Origin of the sequence: Acinetobacter sp. YH12052, from assembly GCF_013419835.1 — a bacterium.
Taxonomy (GTDB): Bacteria; Pseudomonadota; Gammaproteobacteria; order Pseudomonadales; family Moraxellaceae; genus Acinetobacter; species Acinetobacter amyesii.
In genome coordinates, this window is sequence record NZ_VOZI01000003.1 from 1 (window position 1) to 16,773 (window position 16,773).

The 16,773-nt window shown below is 39.3% G+C and carries 16 protein-coding genes, 1 tRNA gene, 1 other RNA gene and 2 pseudogenes; 11 read left to right on the forward strand and 9 right to left on the reverse strand.

The window, feature by feature from the left end:
* The 3 genes and pseudogenes from FTU06_RS02460 to FTU06_RS02470 all read right to left on the reverse strand — a co-directional run.
* Positions 1–73: pseudogene (locus FTU06_RS02460) on the reverse strand (IS5/IS1182 family transposase); the annotation flags it as partial.
* Between the two features lie 150 nt (positions 74–223).
* The gene (gene pepP / locus FTU06_RS02465; RefSeq protein WP_180144747.1) at positions 224–1,558 is read right to left on the reverse strand and encodes a Xaa-Pro aminopeptidase; all 1,335 of its coding nucleotides are present in this window, start codon (positions 1,556–1,558) and stop codon (positions 224–226) included.
* Between the two features lie 102 nt (positions 1,559–1,660).
* Positions 1,661–2,278: a UPF0149 family protein gene (locus FTU06_RS02470; protein ID WP_180144750.1), complete on the reverse strand. Its 618-nt coding sequence runs from the start codon at positions 2,276–2,278 to the stop codon at positions 1,661–1,663.
* A gap of 64 nt (positions 2,279–2,342) precedes the next feature.
* On the opposite strand from FTU06_RS02470, the gene FTU06_RS02475 reads away from it, so the two are divergent.
* From FTU06_RS02475 to ssrS, 3 genes are all read left to right on the forward strand, one after another.
* Positions 2,343–2,894: a hypothetical protein gene (locus FTU06_RS02475; RefSeq protein ID WP_078189180.1), complete on the forward strand. Its 552-nt coding sequence runs from the start codon at positions 2,343–2,345 to the stop codon at positions 2,892–2,894.
* Positions 2,895–2,896: 2 nt separating this feature from the next.
* Positions 2,897–3,184 carry a cell division protein ZapA gene (locus FTU06_RS02480; protein ID WP_168378082.1) on the forward strand — a complete coding sequence of 96 codons (288 nt, stop codon included), beginning with the start codon at positions 2,897–2,899 and terminating at the stop codon, positions 3,182–3,184.
* A 99-nt stretch (positions 3,185–3,283) separates the two neighbouring features.
* Positions 3,284–3,466, forward strand: a non-coding RNA gene (ssrS, locus tag FTU06_RS02485) — 6S RNA.
* A gap of 472 nt (positions 3,467–3,938) precedes the next feature.
* Here ssrS and FTU06_RS02490 read toward each other — a convergent pair.
* A complete protein-coding gene (locus FTU06_RS02490) occupies positions 3,939–4,403 on the reverse strand; it encodes a hypothetical protein (protein WP_168378083.1) in 465 nt (154 codons plus the stop codon).
* A 90-nt stretch (positions 4,404–4,493) separates the two neighbouring features.
* Positions 4,494–5,690: a YncE family protein gene (locus FTU06_RS02495; RefSeq protein WP_257221007.1), complete on the reverse strand. Its 1,197-nt coding sequence runs from the start codon at positions 5,688–5,690 to the stop codon at positions 4,494–4,496.
* A 329-nt stretch (positions 5,691–6,019) separates the two neighbouring features.
* Here FTU06_RS02495 and FTU06_RS17055 point away from each other — a divergent pair.
* A pseudogene (locus FTU06_RS17055) lies at positions 6,020–6,121 on the forward strand (IS5/IS1182 family transposase); the annotation flags it as partial.
* Positions 6,122–6,209: 88 nt separating this feature from the next.
* Here FTU06_RS17055 and FTU06_RS02500 read toward each other — a convergent pair.
* Positions 6,210–7,814, reverse strand: a complete 1,605-nt coding sequence (locus tag FTU06_RS02500; RefSeq protein ID WP_168378085.1) for an isocitrate lyase — start codon at positions 7,812–7,814, stop codon at positions 6,210–6,212.
* Positions 7,815–8,498: 684 nt separating this feature from the next.
* On the opposite strand from FTU06_RS02500, the gene FTU06_RS02505 reads away from it, so the two are divergent.
* From FTU06_RS02505 to FTU06_RS02520, 4 genes are all read left to right on the forward strand, one after another.
* On the forward strand, positions 8,499–9,491 hold the full coding sequence (locus tag FTU06_RS02505) for a LysR family transcriptional regulator (protein ID WP_078191331.1): 993 nt from the start codon (positions 8,499–8,501) through the stop codon (positions 9,489–9,491).
* A gap of 129 nt (positions 9,492–9,620) precedes the next feature.
* On the forward strand, positions 9,621–10,949 hold the full coding sequence (locus FTU06_RS02510; RefSeq protein ID WP_078192153.1) for a hemolysin family protein: 1,329 nt from the start codon (positions 9,621–9,623) through the stop codon (positions 10,947–10,949).
* 55 nt (positions 10,950–11,004) lie between these two features.
* Positions 11,005–11,283 (forward strand): hypothetical protein, encoded by a 279-nt coding sequence (locus FTU06_RS02515; protein ID WP_078191333.1) that lies wholly within the window; start codon positions 11,005–11,007, stop codon positions 11,281–11,283.
* A gap of 267 nt (positions 11,284–11,550) precedes the next feature.
* Positions 11,551–12,891 (forward strand): CitMHS family transporter, encoded by a 1,341-nt coding sequence (locus tag FTU06_RS02520; protein WP_180144753.1) that lies wholly within the window; start codon positions 11,551–11,553, stop codon positions 12,889–12,891.
* Between the two features lie 95 nt (positions 12,892–12,986).
* On the opposite strand, the gene FTU06_RS02525 is transcribed toward FTU06_RS02520, so the two are convergent.
* Positions 12,987–13,493, reverse strand: coding sequence for a hypothetical protein (locus FTU06_RS02525; RefSeq protein WP_078191335.1), 507 nt, complete (start codon positions 13,491–13,493; stop codon positions 12,987–12,989).
* 195 nt (positions 13,494–13,688) lie between these two features.
* Between FTU06_RS02525 and FTU06_RS02530 the strand changes: the two genes are divergently transcribed.
* The 3 genes from FTU06_RS02530 (at position 13,689) to FTU06_RS02540 (ending at position 15,435) form a co-directional block, all read left to right on the forward strand.
* On the forward strand, positions 13,689–14,423 hold the full coding sequence (locus FTU06_RS02530) for a hypothetical protein (protein WP_180005427.1): 735 nt from the start codon (positions 13,689–13,691) through the stop codon (positions 14,421–14,423).
* A gap of 169 nt (positions 14,424–14,592) precedes the next feature.
* Positions 14,593–14,678: transfer RNA gene (locus FTU06_RS02535), tRNA-Leu, on the forward strand.
* 88 nt (positions 14,679–14,766) lie between these two features.
* Positions 14,767–15,435: a hypothetical protein gene (locus FTU06_RS02540; protein WP_180144756.1), complete on the forward strand. Its 669-nt coding sequence runs from the start codon at positions 14,767–14,769 to the stop codon at positions 15,433–15,435.
* A 60-nt stretch (positions 15,436–15,495) separates the two neighbouring features.
* Here the strand turns inward: FTU06_RS02540 and FTU06_RS02545 are convergent, their stop codons facing one another.
* Entirely contained in the window at positions 15,496–15,810 is a 315-nt protein-coding gene (locus tag FTU06_RS02545) for a DUF5713 family protein (RefSeq protein ID WP_078191338.1), read from the reverse strand.
* Positions 15,811–15,897: 87 nt separating this feature from the next.
* Positions 15,898–16,752, reverse strand: a complete 855-nt coding sequence (gene folP / locus FTU06_RS02550) for a dihydropteroate synthase (protein ID WP_218954038.1) — start codon at positions 16,750–16,752, stop codon at positions 15,898–15,900.
* Positions 16,753–16,773: the final 21 nt, after the last annotated feature.

Below are 16,773 nucleotides of genomic sequence, written 5' to 3' on the forward strand. Positions count from 1 at the left end.
GATAAATATTAAAGTGACGGAAAATAGCAAGTAACTTGGACCAGTGTTGATCATTTAGCATTGTTCGAGGCATAGCGAGTGTAAAATTGGGTTTGGCGATTTAATTTTACTATCTCGCTATTTTTTTAATCAACAAATGTCAACAGACCCTAGTATTTATATGACTGCTTATAGATAAAAAAAAGCCGATCATCTGACCGGCTTTTTTAAATACTGTATAAACTTAAGCGGCTTTCGCTTTCGCCATCAGCGCTTCAATCTCTTCTACAGATTTCACCACTGCAGCGGTTAAAACACGTGGACCATTTTGAGTTGCTACAACATCATCTTCAATACGGATACCAATACCACGCCATTTTTCATCAACAGTTTCATCATCTGGCGCAATATAAAGCCCCGGCTCAACAGTCACGACCATACCTTCTTCATAGGCACGCCATTCACCGTCTTGTTTATATGAACCAACGTCATGCACGTCCATACCGAGCCAGTGGCCTGTGCCATGCATATAGAACTGACGATAACCTTCTTTTGCGATGATTTCGTCAATATCTCCCTGCATGATGCCCAAATCAAGCAAACCTTGAACTAAAATACGCACTGCAACGTTATGCGGTTCTTTATACGAGTTGCCGATACGCACAGCATCAATCGCCGCAATTTGCGCATCGAGTACGATATTATAAAGTGCTTTTTGTTCAGGGCTGAATTTACCGTTGACTGGGAAAGTACGGGTAATGTCTGAGGCATACAGCTGATATTCACATGCTGCATCAATCAGTACCAAATCACCATCTTTGAGTTCTTTGTCATTTTCCACATAGTGCAAAATACAGCCATTTTCACCGCCGCCGACAATGCTGTTATAGGACGGTACACAGCCATTTTTACCAAAGACATAATTCAGTTCTGCTTCTAGTGCATATTCCATCATGCCCGGTTTAACCGTTTGCATGGCACGAGTATGCGCTTCTGCTGAAATATCCGAAGCAATTTGCATCAATTCAAGTTCATCATCAGACTTATGCAAACGCATTTCATCAATGATGCGATCTAGTTGAATGACTTGAGCAGGCGCACTTGCACCCTTACGTGATTCACCACTTGCTGCCGAAATCCACTGCGCCACACGAGCATCAAAATCTGGTTGCTGCCCAATACGGTAGAATAATTTATCTTTATTTTGTAATTTTTCTAAAATTTCTTCATCAAGCAAATCAATGGCATAAGCTTCATCGGCTTCATAATCATCTACTGCCCCATCTACACCCGCACGATAACCATTCCAAATTTCCATTTCACGGTCACGTTCACGGCAGAACAAACTATAGCTATAACCTTCTTCTTCACTATCAAAGGTTTCTATCACTGCAACCGCTTCAGGTTCAGCAAAACCTGTTAAATAAAAGAAACTACTATCAGCACGGAATTTATAGTCGGCATCACGGTTTCGCATGGCTTCTTTGCTCGTGGCAATAATTGCGATACTGCGTAAGCCCATTTCACCTGCAAGGATGTCACGACGTTCCTGAAAATCTGCTTGAGTTAATTTCTTCATTGATATGCTTCTTATACGCTTGGACTATGATTGATTTAATAGGATGATGAACTCCTTAGATAGAGCCCATCATCTATTAATTATTAATGCAAAAAGAATGCCTTAACTTGGACGGTGTGGGGTGAACATTTCAACCACATTGCCCGCTTGAGCCGATGAATTTTTAGCGCTCAGTTGTAGCAACGGTGTTTCTGAAACATCAACTTTGGTACGTCCCATCGACAGACTCACTGGGATTAAACGAACAAATTCGTATAATTCCTGATAGCTTTCTTCACCTTCTTCATCATCATCTGAATCTTCAAATTCTACTGAAGCGACATCTTGTAAATGCTCAATCAATTCTTGTTCATTGGTACGCAGATGTCCTGCCGCTAAACCAAAACCAAGAACCACACCTGCACACCAGTCTGCCAAGGCTTGCACACGTTCACCAAGTAAGTGATCATCATCTGGTAATAAAGGAAGATAGTCGAGTTCATCATCTGAAAGTGAATGAGCTACATCTTCTGCTTCTTCAGTTAACAATGCCACCGCATCTTCGTCTAATTCAGCTACATCAAGTGTTGCTAAAATTTGTTGCCACTCTTCACGACTCGGTGGTTGTGACACACAAACTATACCGGTGAGTAAACCATGTAACTCACTTGGGCTTGAAATTTCTTCAATTTTAGAAAAATTGTGGGACCAATCTGACCAACCTGAAATATCGTCTTGCATTCGCTTATCCAATCTCTATACTTCGTATATGTTACCTTTGTTTGCAAGACTGTGCGACTACGTTATGTTAGAAGAATTACAGCGTCTCCAAGCGCATATTAGCGTTTTAAAAACGCGACTGGCGCAATTTGAAAGCGAAAATGGTGCCTTACAAGATGAGAAAAACTCATCTAATGAGCAGCATCATGCTCAAATTGTACATAAGAACGGCATTATCACCTCGAAACAAGAAGAAATTGAAACACTGAATGAGCAATTAACTGATTCACGTGCTCAACTTCAACAGCTCAATACTGATGCAACTGCCTTGGCTGACCGATACAGCCGTCTCGAAAAAAGCTGTACTGATCTAAAAAATCGTTTTCAGGAAATTTTGGCAGAGCGTAATGAGTTACGTATCGTCAAAGAAAAAATGCAAAATGAACAACGTCATGCTCAGCAAGAAATTCAGGGTTTAAAGCAAGAACGTGAACGTCTGCTACAAAAAAATGAACATGCCAAGGCCAAAGTTGAAGCGATTATTCAACGTTTAGCCATTTTAGGTACTGCTCAAGATCAACATGCACAAGAAATTCAACAATTGGCGCATCCGACTGAAAGCAATGAGGAAGTTTGATCATGAGTGAACAAATTGCAGTTGATTTAAAAGTTCTAGGTCATAGTTTCCGTTTAGCGACGACCTCTGACCAACAAGCAGATTTAGAACGCGCAGCACAATTACTGAATGACAAATACGATGAATTCCGTCGTAAAGCGCCACGTATGGAACCGAGTAAGCTGATCATTATGGTCGCACTTGAGTTAATGCAAGAAGTCCTGTCGATGAATAAGAGTTTGCAAGAATATGCAAACTGCGAACTTTTGTTGCAAAATATTTTGGAACAAGTTGAAGAATTGACTGATTAATCGGTGGTTTAGTGATTATACTTTGCCCGATTGCTTCATTTTAAACACTTTGTCAGTGTTTGGTGATTTGCCAATAACGCTGAATTCGTTATACTGAGCACATCTCTGAGGTGTTCGCCAGCTAGGTCTAATCCCCTGCCGATACTTAAACTTATGGATGTGTTCTGTATATTCTGAGCGTATGCCCTCCTTGTGTGGGAAACCCAGCGAGTGTACGTCGCGTCCACCTTGAACTCATCGGGTTCAGGGTCACGACATTTGCAGCGGCATCTTCGGAGTGTTTATTTTCCAAATCATTAAATGAATTTTAAACATTCATCTCAATTCAAAAATATTCTAAAAAATTCACTATTCTATTTCTGCGCTATTCGACTCCTGTTCTTTTCTTAAAAACTGATGTTACGCACATAAAAGTAATTTCGCATTTTTAAAATAATTTTAAGCCTATTCGACGGAGTCTTACATCTAAGGATTAAATAAAGAGATTAGCCTTCGGCTGGAGATACTTTTGTTTCGGCAAAAGTACCCAAAACCATTGTCATCCGCAAAACTCGTTCACTACCGTCAAATTATTCAAAGCATCACAAAAACATTTTTGATTAGAAGTAGTCCTGTCTTAAACACTTGCGGATGACGTTACCGCGTATCGTTGTTTTATTTGAAGCAAATTGCGCTTTGATGTTACTGCGTAACATCAGTTAAAAATTTTTATTCAAGTTTGTTCACCTTCAAAAGCTGATTTAATCCGCCTTATTCAATTTTTGAGTTGTTCCAATTTAGCTTGCTGCCCATCTAAAAATCGATCCATTTCGGGAAGTATTTGGCGTAAATATTGAATAGATGAAATAGCTTCATCCACGTTCACGACGCCTTTTTCAACCAATCTGTATTGCTGCTCGAGTAAAGCGAGTACTTGATTTTGATTCGGCTGCTGCCCCTGACTCATCTGTGTGTTTATTTGCTGAAATTGTTGAAATACCTGTTCACGTTGCTGTAATAACTGGGTGTGCGTTTCATTATCTTGTCTTTCTTGTTTGGGTTTGGAACTTGAATGCTGTAAAACATTTTCCGTGGTTTGATCTGAATGTGTTTCGGACACTTTTTGTTGATCTAAAGGTAGCTGTTCATGAACCTCCTGCTGCCGTGGTTTTAAAAACTGAATCATCAACCATAAAATTAAACTAAACGTCAAACCTAAAACAATCCATTTTTTATTCATGATGCAGTCTCTAGACACCTTCTGATATTTAAAAAATTCAGAGCCGATTTGACTCTGAATTTACCTTTTTATTTAATTTTATCTAAATTATTAGTTGCCCCATCCTGCTGGCGCATAACCCAAACGAACACGCTGTGGGTGATTGCCAACTGGAACTGTGATGACTTTTTCACCTGTCGCGAAATCAATCACTGTTACTGCATCTGTCGCACTTTCAGAAATTACACAGCGTTTTCCATCTGGGCTTTGCGTTGCCCAATACGGTTTACCTGCAGCAATCAATTTCGCCGCGGTCAAAGTTTTACGATCTACTATAGTGGCATAATCATCCATGGTTCCTGCGACACACAGTTTTTCACCATCACCACTGATTGAAAGCCCATGATGGCGTGAGTCATTCACCCATTTGGTGCGATCTGAGGGAATCGTTGTACTTCCCGGAAGCTGTGCAATGCGCGTGACTTTGTCTTGATTGAGATCATATTCGACCAGACCATTAAAAAATGAGACCTGAGCATAGATTTTGGATTCATCTTTACTAAATACAATCGGTCGAACTGAGTTAGACAGATCTTTTCGTCCCACGGCATCTAAAGCAGGTCTAAAATCGATTTTTTTAAGGACTTTATAATTTTGAGCATCTGCGATCGTGATATAGCGTTTGCCTTTAGTAAAATCTTGCCAAGATGCATCCATGGCTGTTTCGACATTTCCAATGGCTGAATTTAGAATTTTAGTACCGTTGGCAAAATAGATATTTTCATGTGGTTTATCGCCCGTCGCAAAACGTCCTAATTCTTTGCCCGTGTTGATATCGAGTACATGTACAACATTCCCTGAAGATGCTGAAACAGCAACTTGTTGCCCATCGGGTGAAACCGCCATATGGTCTGCTCGAAATCCTTCAACGGGTGTGCGCCAATTGATTTTCCCCGTTGCAATGTTAATCGAGACTACATCTGCATAACTTGGGCGTGATGCAACCACCGATTTGCCATCTGGTGTGGAATACATGTCATCGACCAATTGATCATTTCCCTCTCCTGCCGTATTACGAATATAGCTATAAGCGATTAATTTTACTGGGTTGAGGTAAATTTCAGTGAGGCGTTGTTTTTTGTCGGGCACCATATTGATGACACCAACTTTCTGATAGTTTTTTGCAGGATTGATCACTGTAACCGTACCATCCCAATTATTGCCGACAAAAAAGACTTGCTGGCTATTGGGTGGAACGGGTGCAGTGGTTGTCGCTGCGAAAATAAGTGGCGACACCGTAACTGTCATACAAAGAAGTGTCCTGATCCAGAGATTTTTTTCCATTTTTATTGTCCATTCATTTGTTTTTATGCATACCTTTTGACCAAAGCCATCAGATAAGTGTCGCTTTTTTAGCGCAAAGAAAGCTTATTAAATATACAAGTGTAGATATAGCGTATTTGTTTTAATTCCGATGAGTTGTTGATTAAAGGCGCACAAACCTGCCACTAAAGGCTTCTTCAATAATGTAATACTCTATCTCTGCTCCATTCCACCACTTTTCTTTGCTTCAAATATTTCATTCAAATCTTTTCAATTTCAAAAGCTTATTTAAGAGTTGTCCCAGTTTGGCTTGCTATCTATCCAAAAAAACAATCCAGAATACATTTGCAAGACTCAAGCAGAACTATGAAAAATCAGTTGCCTTAGCTTACATATTTATTTGGCTGTCATTATGAAATATCAACAGAACCTAAATTCAACACGATTTTAAGGCCATAAAAAAACCCAGCTTTCGCTGGGCTTTTTTTCGAATCAGTTCAATGCTTAGTGAGCAGCGAATTGGTTCATTGTGTTTTTCGCATCGTCACCCGCTTTAAGCGCGTTGTCACCAGCGAAGATTTCTTTGTGGTCGTCACCGATGTCAGAACCAGCCATTGCTTGGTGTTTAACACAAGAAATCGTACCGCGGATTTCTTTACGTTGAACGCCAGCTACATAAGCAAGCATACCTTGGTCGCCGAAGTAACCTTGAGCAAGCTCGTGAGTAGAAAGAGCAGCTGTATGGTAAGTCGGAAGTGTGATCAAGTGATGGAACACGCCCGCTTCACGAGAAGCATCAGCTTGGAACGTACGAACTTTTTCGTCAGCTTCAGCAGCTAATTCAGAGTTATCGTATTCAGCGCTCATTAGTTTAGCACGGTCGTAAGCAGAAACGTCTTTACCTTCAGCAACCCAACGGTCGTAAGCTTGTTGACGGAAGTTTAAAGTCCAGTTGAATGAAGGCGAGTTGTTATAAACAAGTTTCGCATTTGGAACTGTTTCTTTAACACGGTTAACCATGTGAGCGATTTCTTCAACGTTTGGAGTCGCAGTTTCGATCCAAAGAAGGTCAGCACCATTTTGAAGGCTAGATACACAGTCAAGTACAACGCGGTCAATTTGCGTGTCTGGACGGAACTGGTACAAGCCAGAAGCAAGACGTTTTGGACGGTGAAGTTTACCGTTACGCTTGATTAGGATTTCGTCTTCTTGAGCTTCTGAAATGTCAATTTCAGTTGTGTCTAAGTAGCTGATGTATTGAGAAGCGATGTCGCCTGGCTCTTTAACCACTGGGATTTTTTGAGTCAAGTCAGCGCCTTCAGAGTCAGTACGAGCAACGATGATACCGTCATCAAGACCCATTTCTAAGAATGCATAGCGAAGAGCGTGGATTTTCGCGATGAAGTCTTCGTGTGGAACTGTAACTTTACCAGCTTGGTGACCACATTGTTTAGCGTCAGATACTTGGTTTTCGATTTGAAGTGCACAAGCACCCGCTTCGATCATTTTCTTAGCTAGTAAGTAAGTCGCTTCTTCGTTACCGAAACCAGCGTCGATGTCCGCAATAATTGGCACAACGTGAGTTTGGAAACCGTCGATTTGAGCAGTGATTTCTGCAGCTTTAGCAGTATCACCAGCTTCGTTTGCTTTTTTAAGCGCACGGAATAAATCGTTTAATTCTTTCGCATCAGCTTGGCGAAGGAAAGTGTAGATTTCTTCGATCAATGCAGGAACTGAAGTTTTTTCGTGCATAGATTGGTCAGGAAGTGGACCGAATTCTGAACGAAGAGCTGCAACCATCCAACCAGAAAGGTAGATATAACGACGTTCAGTTGTACCGAAGTATTTTTTGTTCGCAATCATTTTTTGTTGTGCGATAAAACCGTGCCAGCAACCTAATGATTGAGTGTATTTGCTAGAATCAGCATCATAAGCAGCCATATCACGACGCATAATAGCAGCTGTATATTTCGCAATGTCTAAACCAGTTTTGAAACGGTTTTGCATTTGCATACGTGCAGCATCTTCTGGGCTAATATCGCGCCAAGTGCTTCCGAATTTTGCTTTTAATTCACGGATTGCATCAATCGCTGTTAAGTATGTAGACATGATATGTTCCTGTAATAATATTAGGATTTTTCTGCAACGTAAGGCTAAAATCATACCCTCGAATGATTGTTCAGATTTAGAACACTTCGTTGCGATAGACACAGAGTAGATTGACTAAAAAAATTAATCCAATATTCTGCATTAATTTTCAGTATTTATTTAAAAAATATGTAGATTAAAGTCGTATTATAATAATTAACCAATATTCAGAAGTATTTGTATTTAAATAATTTTATCAATAAATTTGGCTGATTTTTTTGTCTATTTTACAAACACTCCGATGAATTATTCTTCATTAGACTTAAGTCGACTGAGCATTCACTTTTAAAAAAAACAGCATTTTTTACGCCTTTTTTGCCCAAATTTACCGAGCTAAATACTTGGTTATTCTGTCTTCAAATGATCATGCAAATGAGATATTTCATCTAATTTTTTTGTTTTATGAACATCGCATCACATAAACAAAATTGCTCCGTATTTTTATCTCATTCACTTTAAAAATATCGGTCTAAACAGGTAATAAGTATTTAAGAAGTATGTGCTACGACTTCAGCAAATTTGTCTTAAAACTGCTGAATTTTAGTACAAAAGTACACGTCATTTTTTCATCCATTTTTTACACAAGCCTTAGTAGTTATGGCATAATCAGATAAATTTCATGATTTTATTGTCGGTATTTATTTTATGAATCTGGAGCGGGTCGATCTCAATCTATTAATTTATCTTGATGTACTTCTTCGTGAAAAAAACGTGACTCGTGCTGCCGAGCAACTGGGTGTAACTCAGCCTGCGATGAGTAATATTTTACGTCGTTTACGCAACTTATTTAATGATCCACTTCTTATTCGTTCTTCAGAAGGTATGACACCTACAGAACGTGCGCTTGAATTACAGCCACGTATCCGTGATGCTCTCTCTGACCTTTCGATGATTTTGGAACCTCGTACCGAGTTCCGACCTTACACCTCAAATCGTGTCTTCCGCATCATGACTTCAGATTATGCTGAAGCAACACTGGTGCCGCGCCTAGTAAAAGCTTTGCGCTCAGAAGCACCCAATGTGGTTCTCGATTTTTTAACGCCTAGTGATGTGTCTTATCGAGATATGGAACAAGGTAAAGTCGACTTGGCGATTAACCGCTTTAATGAAATTCCGCAAAGTTTCCACCAAGTTTTGGTCTGGCGTGACAGTTTTTCATGCCTTTTAAATGCCAAGCACCCTGCTGCAAATAATTTAAACCTGAAAAGCTATCTAGATGCACAACACATTTGGGTATCTAAAACAGGTATGGGTGTCGGTTTTGGTGTCAATCCTGAAAAACAAGCGGGTCTAGGTTGGATTGATCAGGCTCTAGAACGTATTGGCCAAAAACGTAAAATTTCAGTTTTTACTCGTCATTATCAAATGCCTGGCTTATTGGCCTCGAATGTTGATTTGGTTGCGACTCTGCCAAGCCGTATCGCTCGCCTTCAAGCCAAAAGTCAAAACCTATTACTTCGCGATCCACCATTCTATATTCCTGAATTTGAATTAAAAATGGCTTGGTGTCCATTACTTCATCATCACCCTGCTCATCGCTGGTTACGTCAACTTATATTGTATGTTGCACGTCAAATGATTGAAGAAGAAAACCGCGAATACTTAATGAATAACTCTCAGTTTTCACAGTATCAGTAATTAATTCTTTAATTCCTTATTAATTCAAACGTATACTGTCACTATATAGGTAGTAGTTAAGACTACTACCTTGCCCATTTTTGTGTTAGAAATACAGAAAAATAGAATGAATCACAAACAGGTGTATTCGTGAGCCTTTTCCAAAATATTGTCATTATTATTCTCCTGATCGTCGGTGCGGGTTTTCTTTCATTAACAGAAATTGCCCTTGCGGGTGCACGAAAAGTAAAACTTAAAATTTTGGCTGAATCTGGAGATTCACGTGCACAACGTGTGCTTGACTTACAAGCCAACTCAGCAGACTTTTTCGCCGCATCACAAATTGGCTTAAATGCTGTGGCAATTCTTGGCGGTATTTTGGGTGAAGGTGCTTTTCGTCCTTACTTCATTAGCTTAGTCACTCGTTTTTATCAGGGCCCGTGGACTGAAACCATAGGATTCACCCTGTCGTTTACTTTAGTCACCTCCTTATTCATTCTATTTGCTGATTTGATGCCAAAACGTTTGGCGATGATCGCACCTGAAAAAATCGCCGTTGCTGTTGTAGACCCGATTCAAATCTTCATTAAAGTGTGTAAACCAATGGCATGGGTGATTAATGCCATTGCCAATTTGTTGTTTCGTTTATTCAAAGTGAATACAACACGTGATGACAATATTACCTTTGACGATATTTCAGCCGTGATGGATGCCGGTGCTCAAGCTGGTGTACTACAAAAGCAAGAACACCACTTTATTGAAAACGTATTTGAGCTGGAAGAACGTAACGTCCCTTCAAGTATGACTACACGTGAAAACGTGGTGTACTTTACCCTAAAAGAATCAGAAGCCAGTATTCGTCAAAAACTCGCTGAATTTCCATATTCGAAGTTTTTGGTCTGTAGTGAAAATATTGATGACGTGATTGGCTATGTAGATGCCAAAGATATTTTGGTTCGAATCCTCAACAATCAGTCACTTTTACAGCTCAACGAAAATACTATTCGTAATGTCCTCACGATTCCAGATACCTTAACACTGTCTGAATTACTCGATCGTTTCCGTTCAACCAAAGAAAAATTTGCCGTTGTAATTAACGAATATGCGTTGGTTGTCGGCGTTATTACCCTCTCCGACATTATGATTACCGTGATGGGCGACTGGGTAACACCGATTGAAGCAGAGCAACAAATTATTAAACGTGATGCGGATTCTTGGCTCATCGATGGCAGTACGCCAATCGAAGATTTAAAACATGCACTCGCTTTAGATGAAATGCCCGATGAAGAAAACTATGAAACCCTTGCGGGCTTTATGATGTTTAAACTACGTAAAATTCCACGTCCAGCGGACTTTGTTACTTATCATGGCTACAAATTTGAAGTTGTGGATGTAGACCACTTTAAAATTGACCAATTATTAGTGACCCGCTTACAACAGGCTGAGACTGAACTGGATACACCAGAAGAATCGGATTAATTCGATTCTTCTTTTTTCTAAAACAATAAAATAAAAATACGATGGAATAACAACGATGTCTTTTTCACTTAAAGCGATTTTGACTTGCTTTAGTTTTTATACTGGGGCTTATCTGATCTATTATTTTTTCAAAGCTCATCCACAACCTTTATTTCTATTGCTCGGTGTTGCACTGATCGTCACTGCTTGGTTTTTAACACCTTATCCCTATGAACGCGGTCGACAACAATATGACGAAACCATGCGTTTTGGTCTGTTCTTTTATAATCCCTTAATTTTTTGGTTCCGATTTTTTAGTTGGCCGATTCGGACGCTACTGTCTATTTTTGCTTAAGCGCACTTATTGTGATTAAACTGTATAGGCACAGCATTTACAGTTCTCTACAGATGTTGAATAAATGTAAACAGACCACTTTTTTTGAATAAAAATTAAAATAAATCAAAAAATCCCTCTTCCCTAATACCTTCATTATTAATGACTATTTTTCATCAAAATAGTGATGTATTTCACATTTTATCACCTTTGTTTTGACTGATGAAATTTCTCTTTATGCTCTGCCCTTGGATTTAAAAACAGCTTTATATTTCAAAGGAATGAACCATGTTAACCGTACTCGGTTTGGGCATGATCTTGTGCTTTATGTATTTGATCATGTCGAAACGCTTAAGCCCACTTGTCGCACTGACTTTAATTCCCCTACTTTTTGCCTTGATTGCGTGGTTACTTGGTTTTTATTTTGACAGCTTGTCACACATACAAATAAATGAAATTGGCGACATGATGATTGAAGGTGTAAAAAAACTTGCACCGACTGGCATCATGCTGCTTTTTGCGATTCTGTATTTTGCCATCATGATTGATACCGGATTGTTCGACCCTTCGGTGAAATTTATTTTAAAAATGGTCAAAGGTGATCCCTTAAAAGTCGTTCTTGGAACCATTACCCTGACGTTAATTGTCTCTTTGGATGGAGATGGTTCTACAACATATATGATCTGTGTTGCGGCCATGCTGCCACTCTATAAGCGCTTAGGTATGAGCCCATTGATTATGGCATGTTTGATTATGCTCTCTAGTGGAATTATGAATCTTACACCTTGGGGTGGGCCTACTGCCCGCGCCGCCAGCGCGCTTCATGTCGACCCAAGTGATGTATTTGTTCCGATGGTTTTACCGATGTTATTTGCCATCGGCTGGTTGTACTTCTTAGGAACGATGTATGGTCGCATGGAAAGAAAGCGTCTAGGAATTGTCCAATTGGATATCAGCCATGGTGAAAACATTCAAATCTCAGATAATCCAGATGCCAACCGCGCAGATCTACGTTGGTTTAATGCACTGTTAACCGTCGTTCTGATGATTTGTCTGGTTTTTAGTATTTTACCTATGCCTATTTTATTCATGGTGGCTTTATGTATTGCGCTAGTCGTCAACTACAAAAATGTCGACTTGCAGAAAAAGTTAATCGCACATCATGCAGGTAGTGCTTTAAACGTGGTCGGCATCATTTTTGCTGCAGGTATTTTTACCGGAATTTTAGCTGGAACAGGCATGGTAGAAGCCATGTCCAAACAACTTGTGGCAATTATCCCTGAAAGTATGGGTCCCTATTTAGCACCGATTACCGCTGTCATCAGTATGCCGATGACTTTCTTTATGTCGAATGATGCTTTCTATTTTGGGGTTTTGCCAATTCTTTCAGATGCAGCAGCTCATTATGGAATTGCACCTGTAGAAATGGCACGTGCCTCCATCGTAGGGCAACCTGTACACCTACTCTCTCCACTTGTCCCTTCGACCTATTTACTCTGTGGACTTGCGGGTATCGAGTTTGGACAACATCAGAAATTTACCATTATCTGGGCTGTAATCACGTGTTTTGTCATGTTAGCAGCAGGTCTGATCTTTGGAATGTTTCCCTTTTATTCGAGCTTAACTTAAAATTTTAAAGATAAAAAAGCACCATCAGGTGCTTTTTTATGCTTAACAATACTGAACTAGCCAGTGTTTTACACTCACAGGTTCATTTGTAGTGATTAATGCTTTGAAATTAATGCTTCTAGAACTGCTTCATAATGAATACGAATGTCATCTTCTAAAATTTTATAAACATTGTCGAATTGAACCATTGGCCAGCCTTCTTTCCAAAATGGAAAAATGTTATGGAGGTCATGAGTCACCGTTGCGTCTTCACGTACAATCGCTTGTGCAACTTGCGACAATACTTGTGCAGTTTCAGCACCATCAATCGCTAAATAATCGATACCACGAACTTTCAAAATACGGATACGGTCTTTTTTGTAGCGGATTTTTTTACTTTGGCCTTCATTTAAGCCTAAAGCTAAAGTCACAGCTTCAACAAATTTATCTTCAAATGCTTGATTTAATTTTACCAAAGCTTGTTTGTGTGCTTCTTGACGACCAGCTTTTCCCCCACTACGAATCACTTCATTTGCTTCAGTATTTAAAACATCTGATTTCATCGACTGAAGAATGTCTAGAATTTCGATATCGCTTAATGTTTCAGGAGAATGATCAGTCATAAACTGCCTATAAAAACTTAATATTCAATAAGTATGTATTTTCGCATAAAAGAAGGATGAAAACTGCGACCTTCACTATAGAAATTGTGATTTCTCTTATAATGTTCAGATATACAACATGATTTAGAAAAAAATTCTGTCAAAAATATCGAAATCAACTATATTACTTTCACGCTTTAATACTAACGTCACAATATGGCTCAAAAGAAACAGGCTGCACTTTACCTTCAACAACTGAAACAGCAATATCCAGCAGCCTTTAAACATAATTATTTATTTTATAGCCAACTGAAAACTCAAGGCATTTTAGACGAACTCAAAGAGCTTATTCCTTGGGTTTTGGCGGCGATGATTTTTATTTCTTTGAGCATGAGTATTGGACATGCAGTGCAACTGTATTTTCCAGAAATGAGTGAGTTTCGCGCTCATGGTATTGCTGTACTAAGTATTATGCTGTTTTTCATGCTGGTTGTGCCCTTAGTCATCAAGCAAATCAAGCACAGTTCAATGTCCCTGTATCAAAGTTTGAAAAATACGCCGTTCAGACTTGCGATCGTGATTTTATTACAATTACTCAATATCGCCTTTTTACAAAGCACCTTTGTTCAATCTGTATTGTTCTTTTTCGCCATGAGTTTCGGCTTTGTGCGTTTTTATAAAGAAAATCTTTTCAAAGGTGGAAGTAACACACAAGAATACTATTTTCTGCAAGAGACACGTCGTATTGCATATTGGTCGTATAAACAAATGCTTAAAGCAAAATTACGTTTGTCGCTCAGTAATCCGAATCAGGCAAATCATAAACAGTTATCTGAGCGCTTTACCCTGTTCCAAAATTTGCACATACAAATGCTGCATCAGGAAAATCAGCTATGTAAAAAGCTAAAGCACCAAAATGTTGAACATTATCTTGATGAGTTAATGAAATAAGTTAGCATTGATATAGTGCAAAAAACTTTCAATCACTGCTCAAAAAGTCATTCAATACATCACTATTTTTGAATATTTTCAACTTATATGCATGAATTGATTGATTTTAAAACAAACACCATCAAATACACTTGCCAAGCTTCATTTCGTCCTCTATTATTGCGCACATGCCCGAGTGGTGAAATCGGTAGACACAGGGGATTTAAAATCCCCCGCCCACAAAGCGTGCCAGTTCGAGTCTGGCCTCGGGCACCATTCTTATACTTCTAAGATTGGTGCAATAAAAGATCCAGCAATTTGCTGGTTTTTTTATGCCTAAAATTTATAAATCTATTATTATTCAATGCCAATACCTTCAGATTTTGATCTCCCTGCACTACAACTCAAGCATCCCGATGCCTTTTATCAACGGCTGCTGTTTGCGCATTTCAAAATTATCAATCTCACACCCACTGCACCTGTTTTAATCTTTAGCTTTTGCCTGATACTTTTTATCTCACTTGGCAGCGCAGCACTTGGGCATATACTTTCAACGGCACTTTCAATTCACGACCCAAAAATGGCGTTCATTCTTGGTATATTGATTATTCTTCCTTTGATCTATTGCTATGTCTGGTATGCACATTATCAAGCACGTTTTAGCAGCAAGTCCGCAGTTCAACGCCTGCAAATACAACTATATCTCCTTGGCGGATTAACACTTCTCCTTGCTATAAACTTTAAGTATCTACAAACAGATGTATTAAACCTCATCAGTCTCTGTGGACTTTTTTTCAGTCTGTTTTTATGTGTATTTACTGAATTACTTTATAAACCTGAAAGCAGCGCCATTGAACGAGTAAAACTACAAAAGCTTCGCCAACTGGCATATTGGTTTTATCAACAATCCTTAAAACAAAAAGTGCATCAAACGTATTTCTACGCCCTTCATCTACAAGCCATGCAAGAAGAACAGAAACTATCAACATCCATCAAATCATCGTTTAAAGATTTTATAGACAATGCTGAATAATTTTTTAAATCCCTAGACACAAAAAAGCCCTGTCACTACAGGGCTTTTTTTAAAGTTCAATTACCATTCTCGGTTAGCAACCAACTCTTCCATTTCAATATCCATATGGCCTTCATCTTGCAGCACCATCATCATGGCTTCTGCAATATAATCTGCAGCCGTATCATCCAAAGACGAATCTAAATCTTCAAATTGAGGTTTCATCTTATTGAGCTGTGCAACCGTTTCATTGGCAAAATGGTAGATATCAGTTGAACTTAAATCTGCTTTTGCAATTTTCTTCGCAAATTGAACAACCAATAACTTCACCTCTGCAACCAACACATCTGGGTAATATTCATCATCAAACATGGGTAGCAGTAAATCTGCAAACATACGAAACTCTATCACAAAACATTCAGGGCGCTTATATAACACAAATACTACAATTCACCAAATTTATTGGGATTCAGTATTTTCAAATCACACTGCATTCTGCATGGCTTGCCAAACACGTATCGCATCTACCGTCGCTTTGACGTCATGTGCGCGAACCATACATGCACCTTGTTGAATGCTGAGTAGATGCGCTGCAACCGAGCCTACAGCGCGATTTTGTGCATCTGCACCGCCAAGTGCTTCACCGATAAAACGCTTACGAGATAATGCAGACAGGATCGGATAGCCCATGTCACTCAATTGATAGAATTGCTGTAAAAGCTTTAAGTTTTGCTGCGCATTTTTAGCAAAGCCGAAACCCGGATCAATCATAATATTTTCTGCACGTACACCGGCGTCTAATGCATCTTGCACACGTTGCTTTAATTCATCGATGACGTCAGCCACAACATCTTGATACTGATCTAGATTATTCATCGTGGTGGGTTCACCGCGCATATGCATAATGATCACTGGAATATCCAGTTTTGCAGCGGTTTCTAAGGCATTCGGCCGAGTTAATGCACGTACATCATTCCAGATATGCGCACCTGCCTGAACCGCTGCCTCAATCACCTCAGGTTGTGAGGTATCGATAGAAATCACTACATTGTGTTTAGATAAGGCTTCAACGACGGGTACAACCCGTCGAATTTCTTCTTCAACCTCAACAACAGATGCACCCGGACGTGTTGACTCACCACCGACATCAATCACTGTCGCGCCATCAGCAATCATTTGTAATGCATGTGCTATAGCTTGGTCTTTACCATTGTGTTTGCCACCATCACTGAAAGAGTCCGGTGTGACATTTAAAATCCCCATCACATGTGGCTGAGACAAATCTAATTGCAAATTACCACAGTTTAAAATTTTATTAGGCAAAGACACCAATTTCATATTACACATCCCAGATTTTTC

Coding starts and splice junctions, on each gene's coding strand:
- pepP (WP_180144747.1), bottom strand. CDS start 1,558: ATGAAGAAATTAACTCAAGCAGATTTTCAGGAACGTCGTGACATCCTT.
- FTU06_RS02470 (WP_180144750.1), bottom strand. CDS start 2,278: ATGCAAGACGATATTTCAGGTTGGTCAGATTGGTCCCACAATTTTTCT.
- FTU06_RS02475 (WP_078189180.1), top strand. CDS start 2,343: ATGTTAGAAGAATTACAGCGTCTCCAAGCGCATATTAGCGTTTTAAAA.
- FTU06_RS02480 (WP_168378082.1), top strand. CDS start 2,897: ATGAGTGAACAAATTGCAGTTGATTTAAAAGTTCTAGGTCATAGTTTC.
- FTU06_RS02490 (WP_168378083.1), bottom strand. CDS start 4,403: ATGAATAAAAAATGGATTGTTTTAGGTTTGACGTTTAGTTTAATTTTA.
- FTU06_RS02495 (WP_257221007.1), bottom strand. CDS start 5,690: ATGACAGTTACGGTGTCGCCACTTATTTTCGCAGCGACAACCACTGCA.
- FTU06_RS02500 (WP_168378085.1), bottom strand. CDS start 7,814: ATGTCTACATACTTAACAGCGATTGATGCAATCCGTGAATTAAAAGCA.
- FTU06_RS02505 (WP_078191331.1), top strand. CDS start 8,499: ATGAATCTGGAGCGGGTCGATCTCAATCTATTAATTTATCTTGATGTA.
- FTU06_RS02515 (WP_078191333.1), top strand. CDS start 11,005: ATGTCTTTTTCACTTAAAGCGATTTTGACTTGCTTTAGTTTTTATACT.
- FTU06_RS02520 (WP_180144753.1), top strand. CDS start 11,551: ATGTTAACCGTACTCGGTTTGGGCATGATCTTGTGCTTTATGTATTTG.
- FTU06_RS02525 (WP_078191335.1), bottom strand. CDS start 13,493: ATGACTGATCATTCTCCTGAAACATTAAGCGATATCGAAATTCTAGAC.
- FTU06_RS02530 (WP_180005427.1), top strand. CDS start 13,689: ATGGCTCAAAAGAAACAGGCTGCACTTTACCTTCAACAACTGAAACAG.
- FTU06_RS02540 (WP_180144756.1), top strand. CDS start 14,767: ATGCCAATACCTTCAGATTTTGATCTCCCTGCACTACAACTCAAGCAT.
- FTU06_RS02545 (WP_078191338.1), bottom strand. CDS start 15,810: ATGTTTGCAGATTTACTGCTACCCATGTTTGATGATGAATATTACCCA.
- folP (WP_218954038.1), bottom strand. CDS start 16,752: ATGAAATTGGTGTCTTTGCCTAATAAAATTTTAAACTGTGGTAATTTG.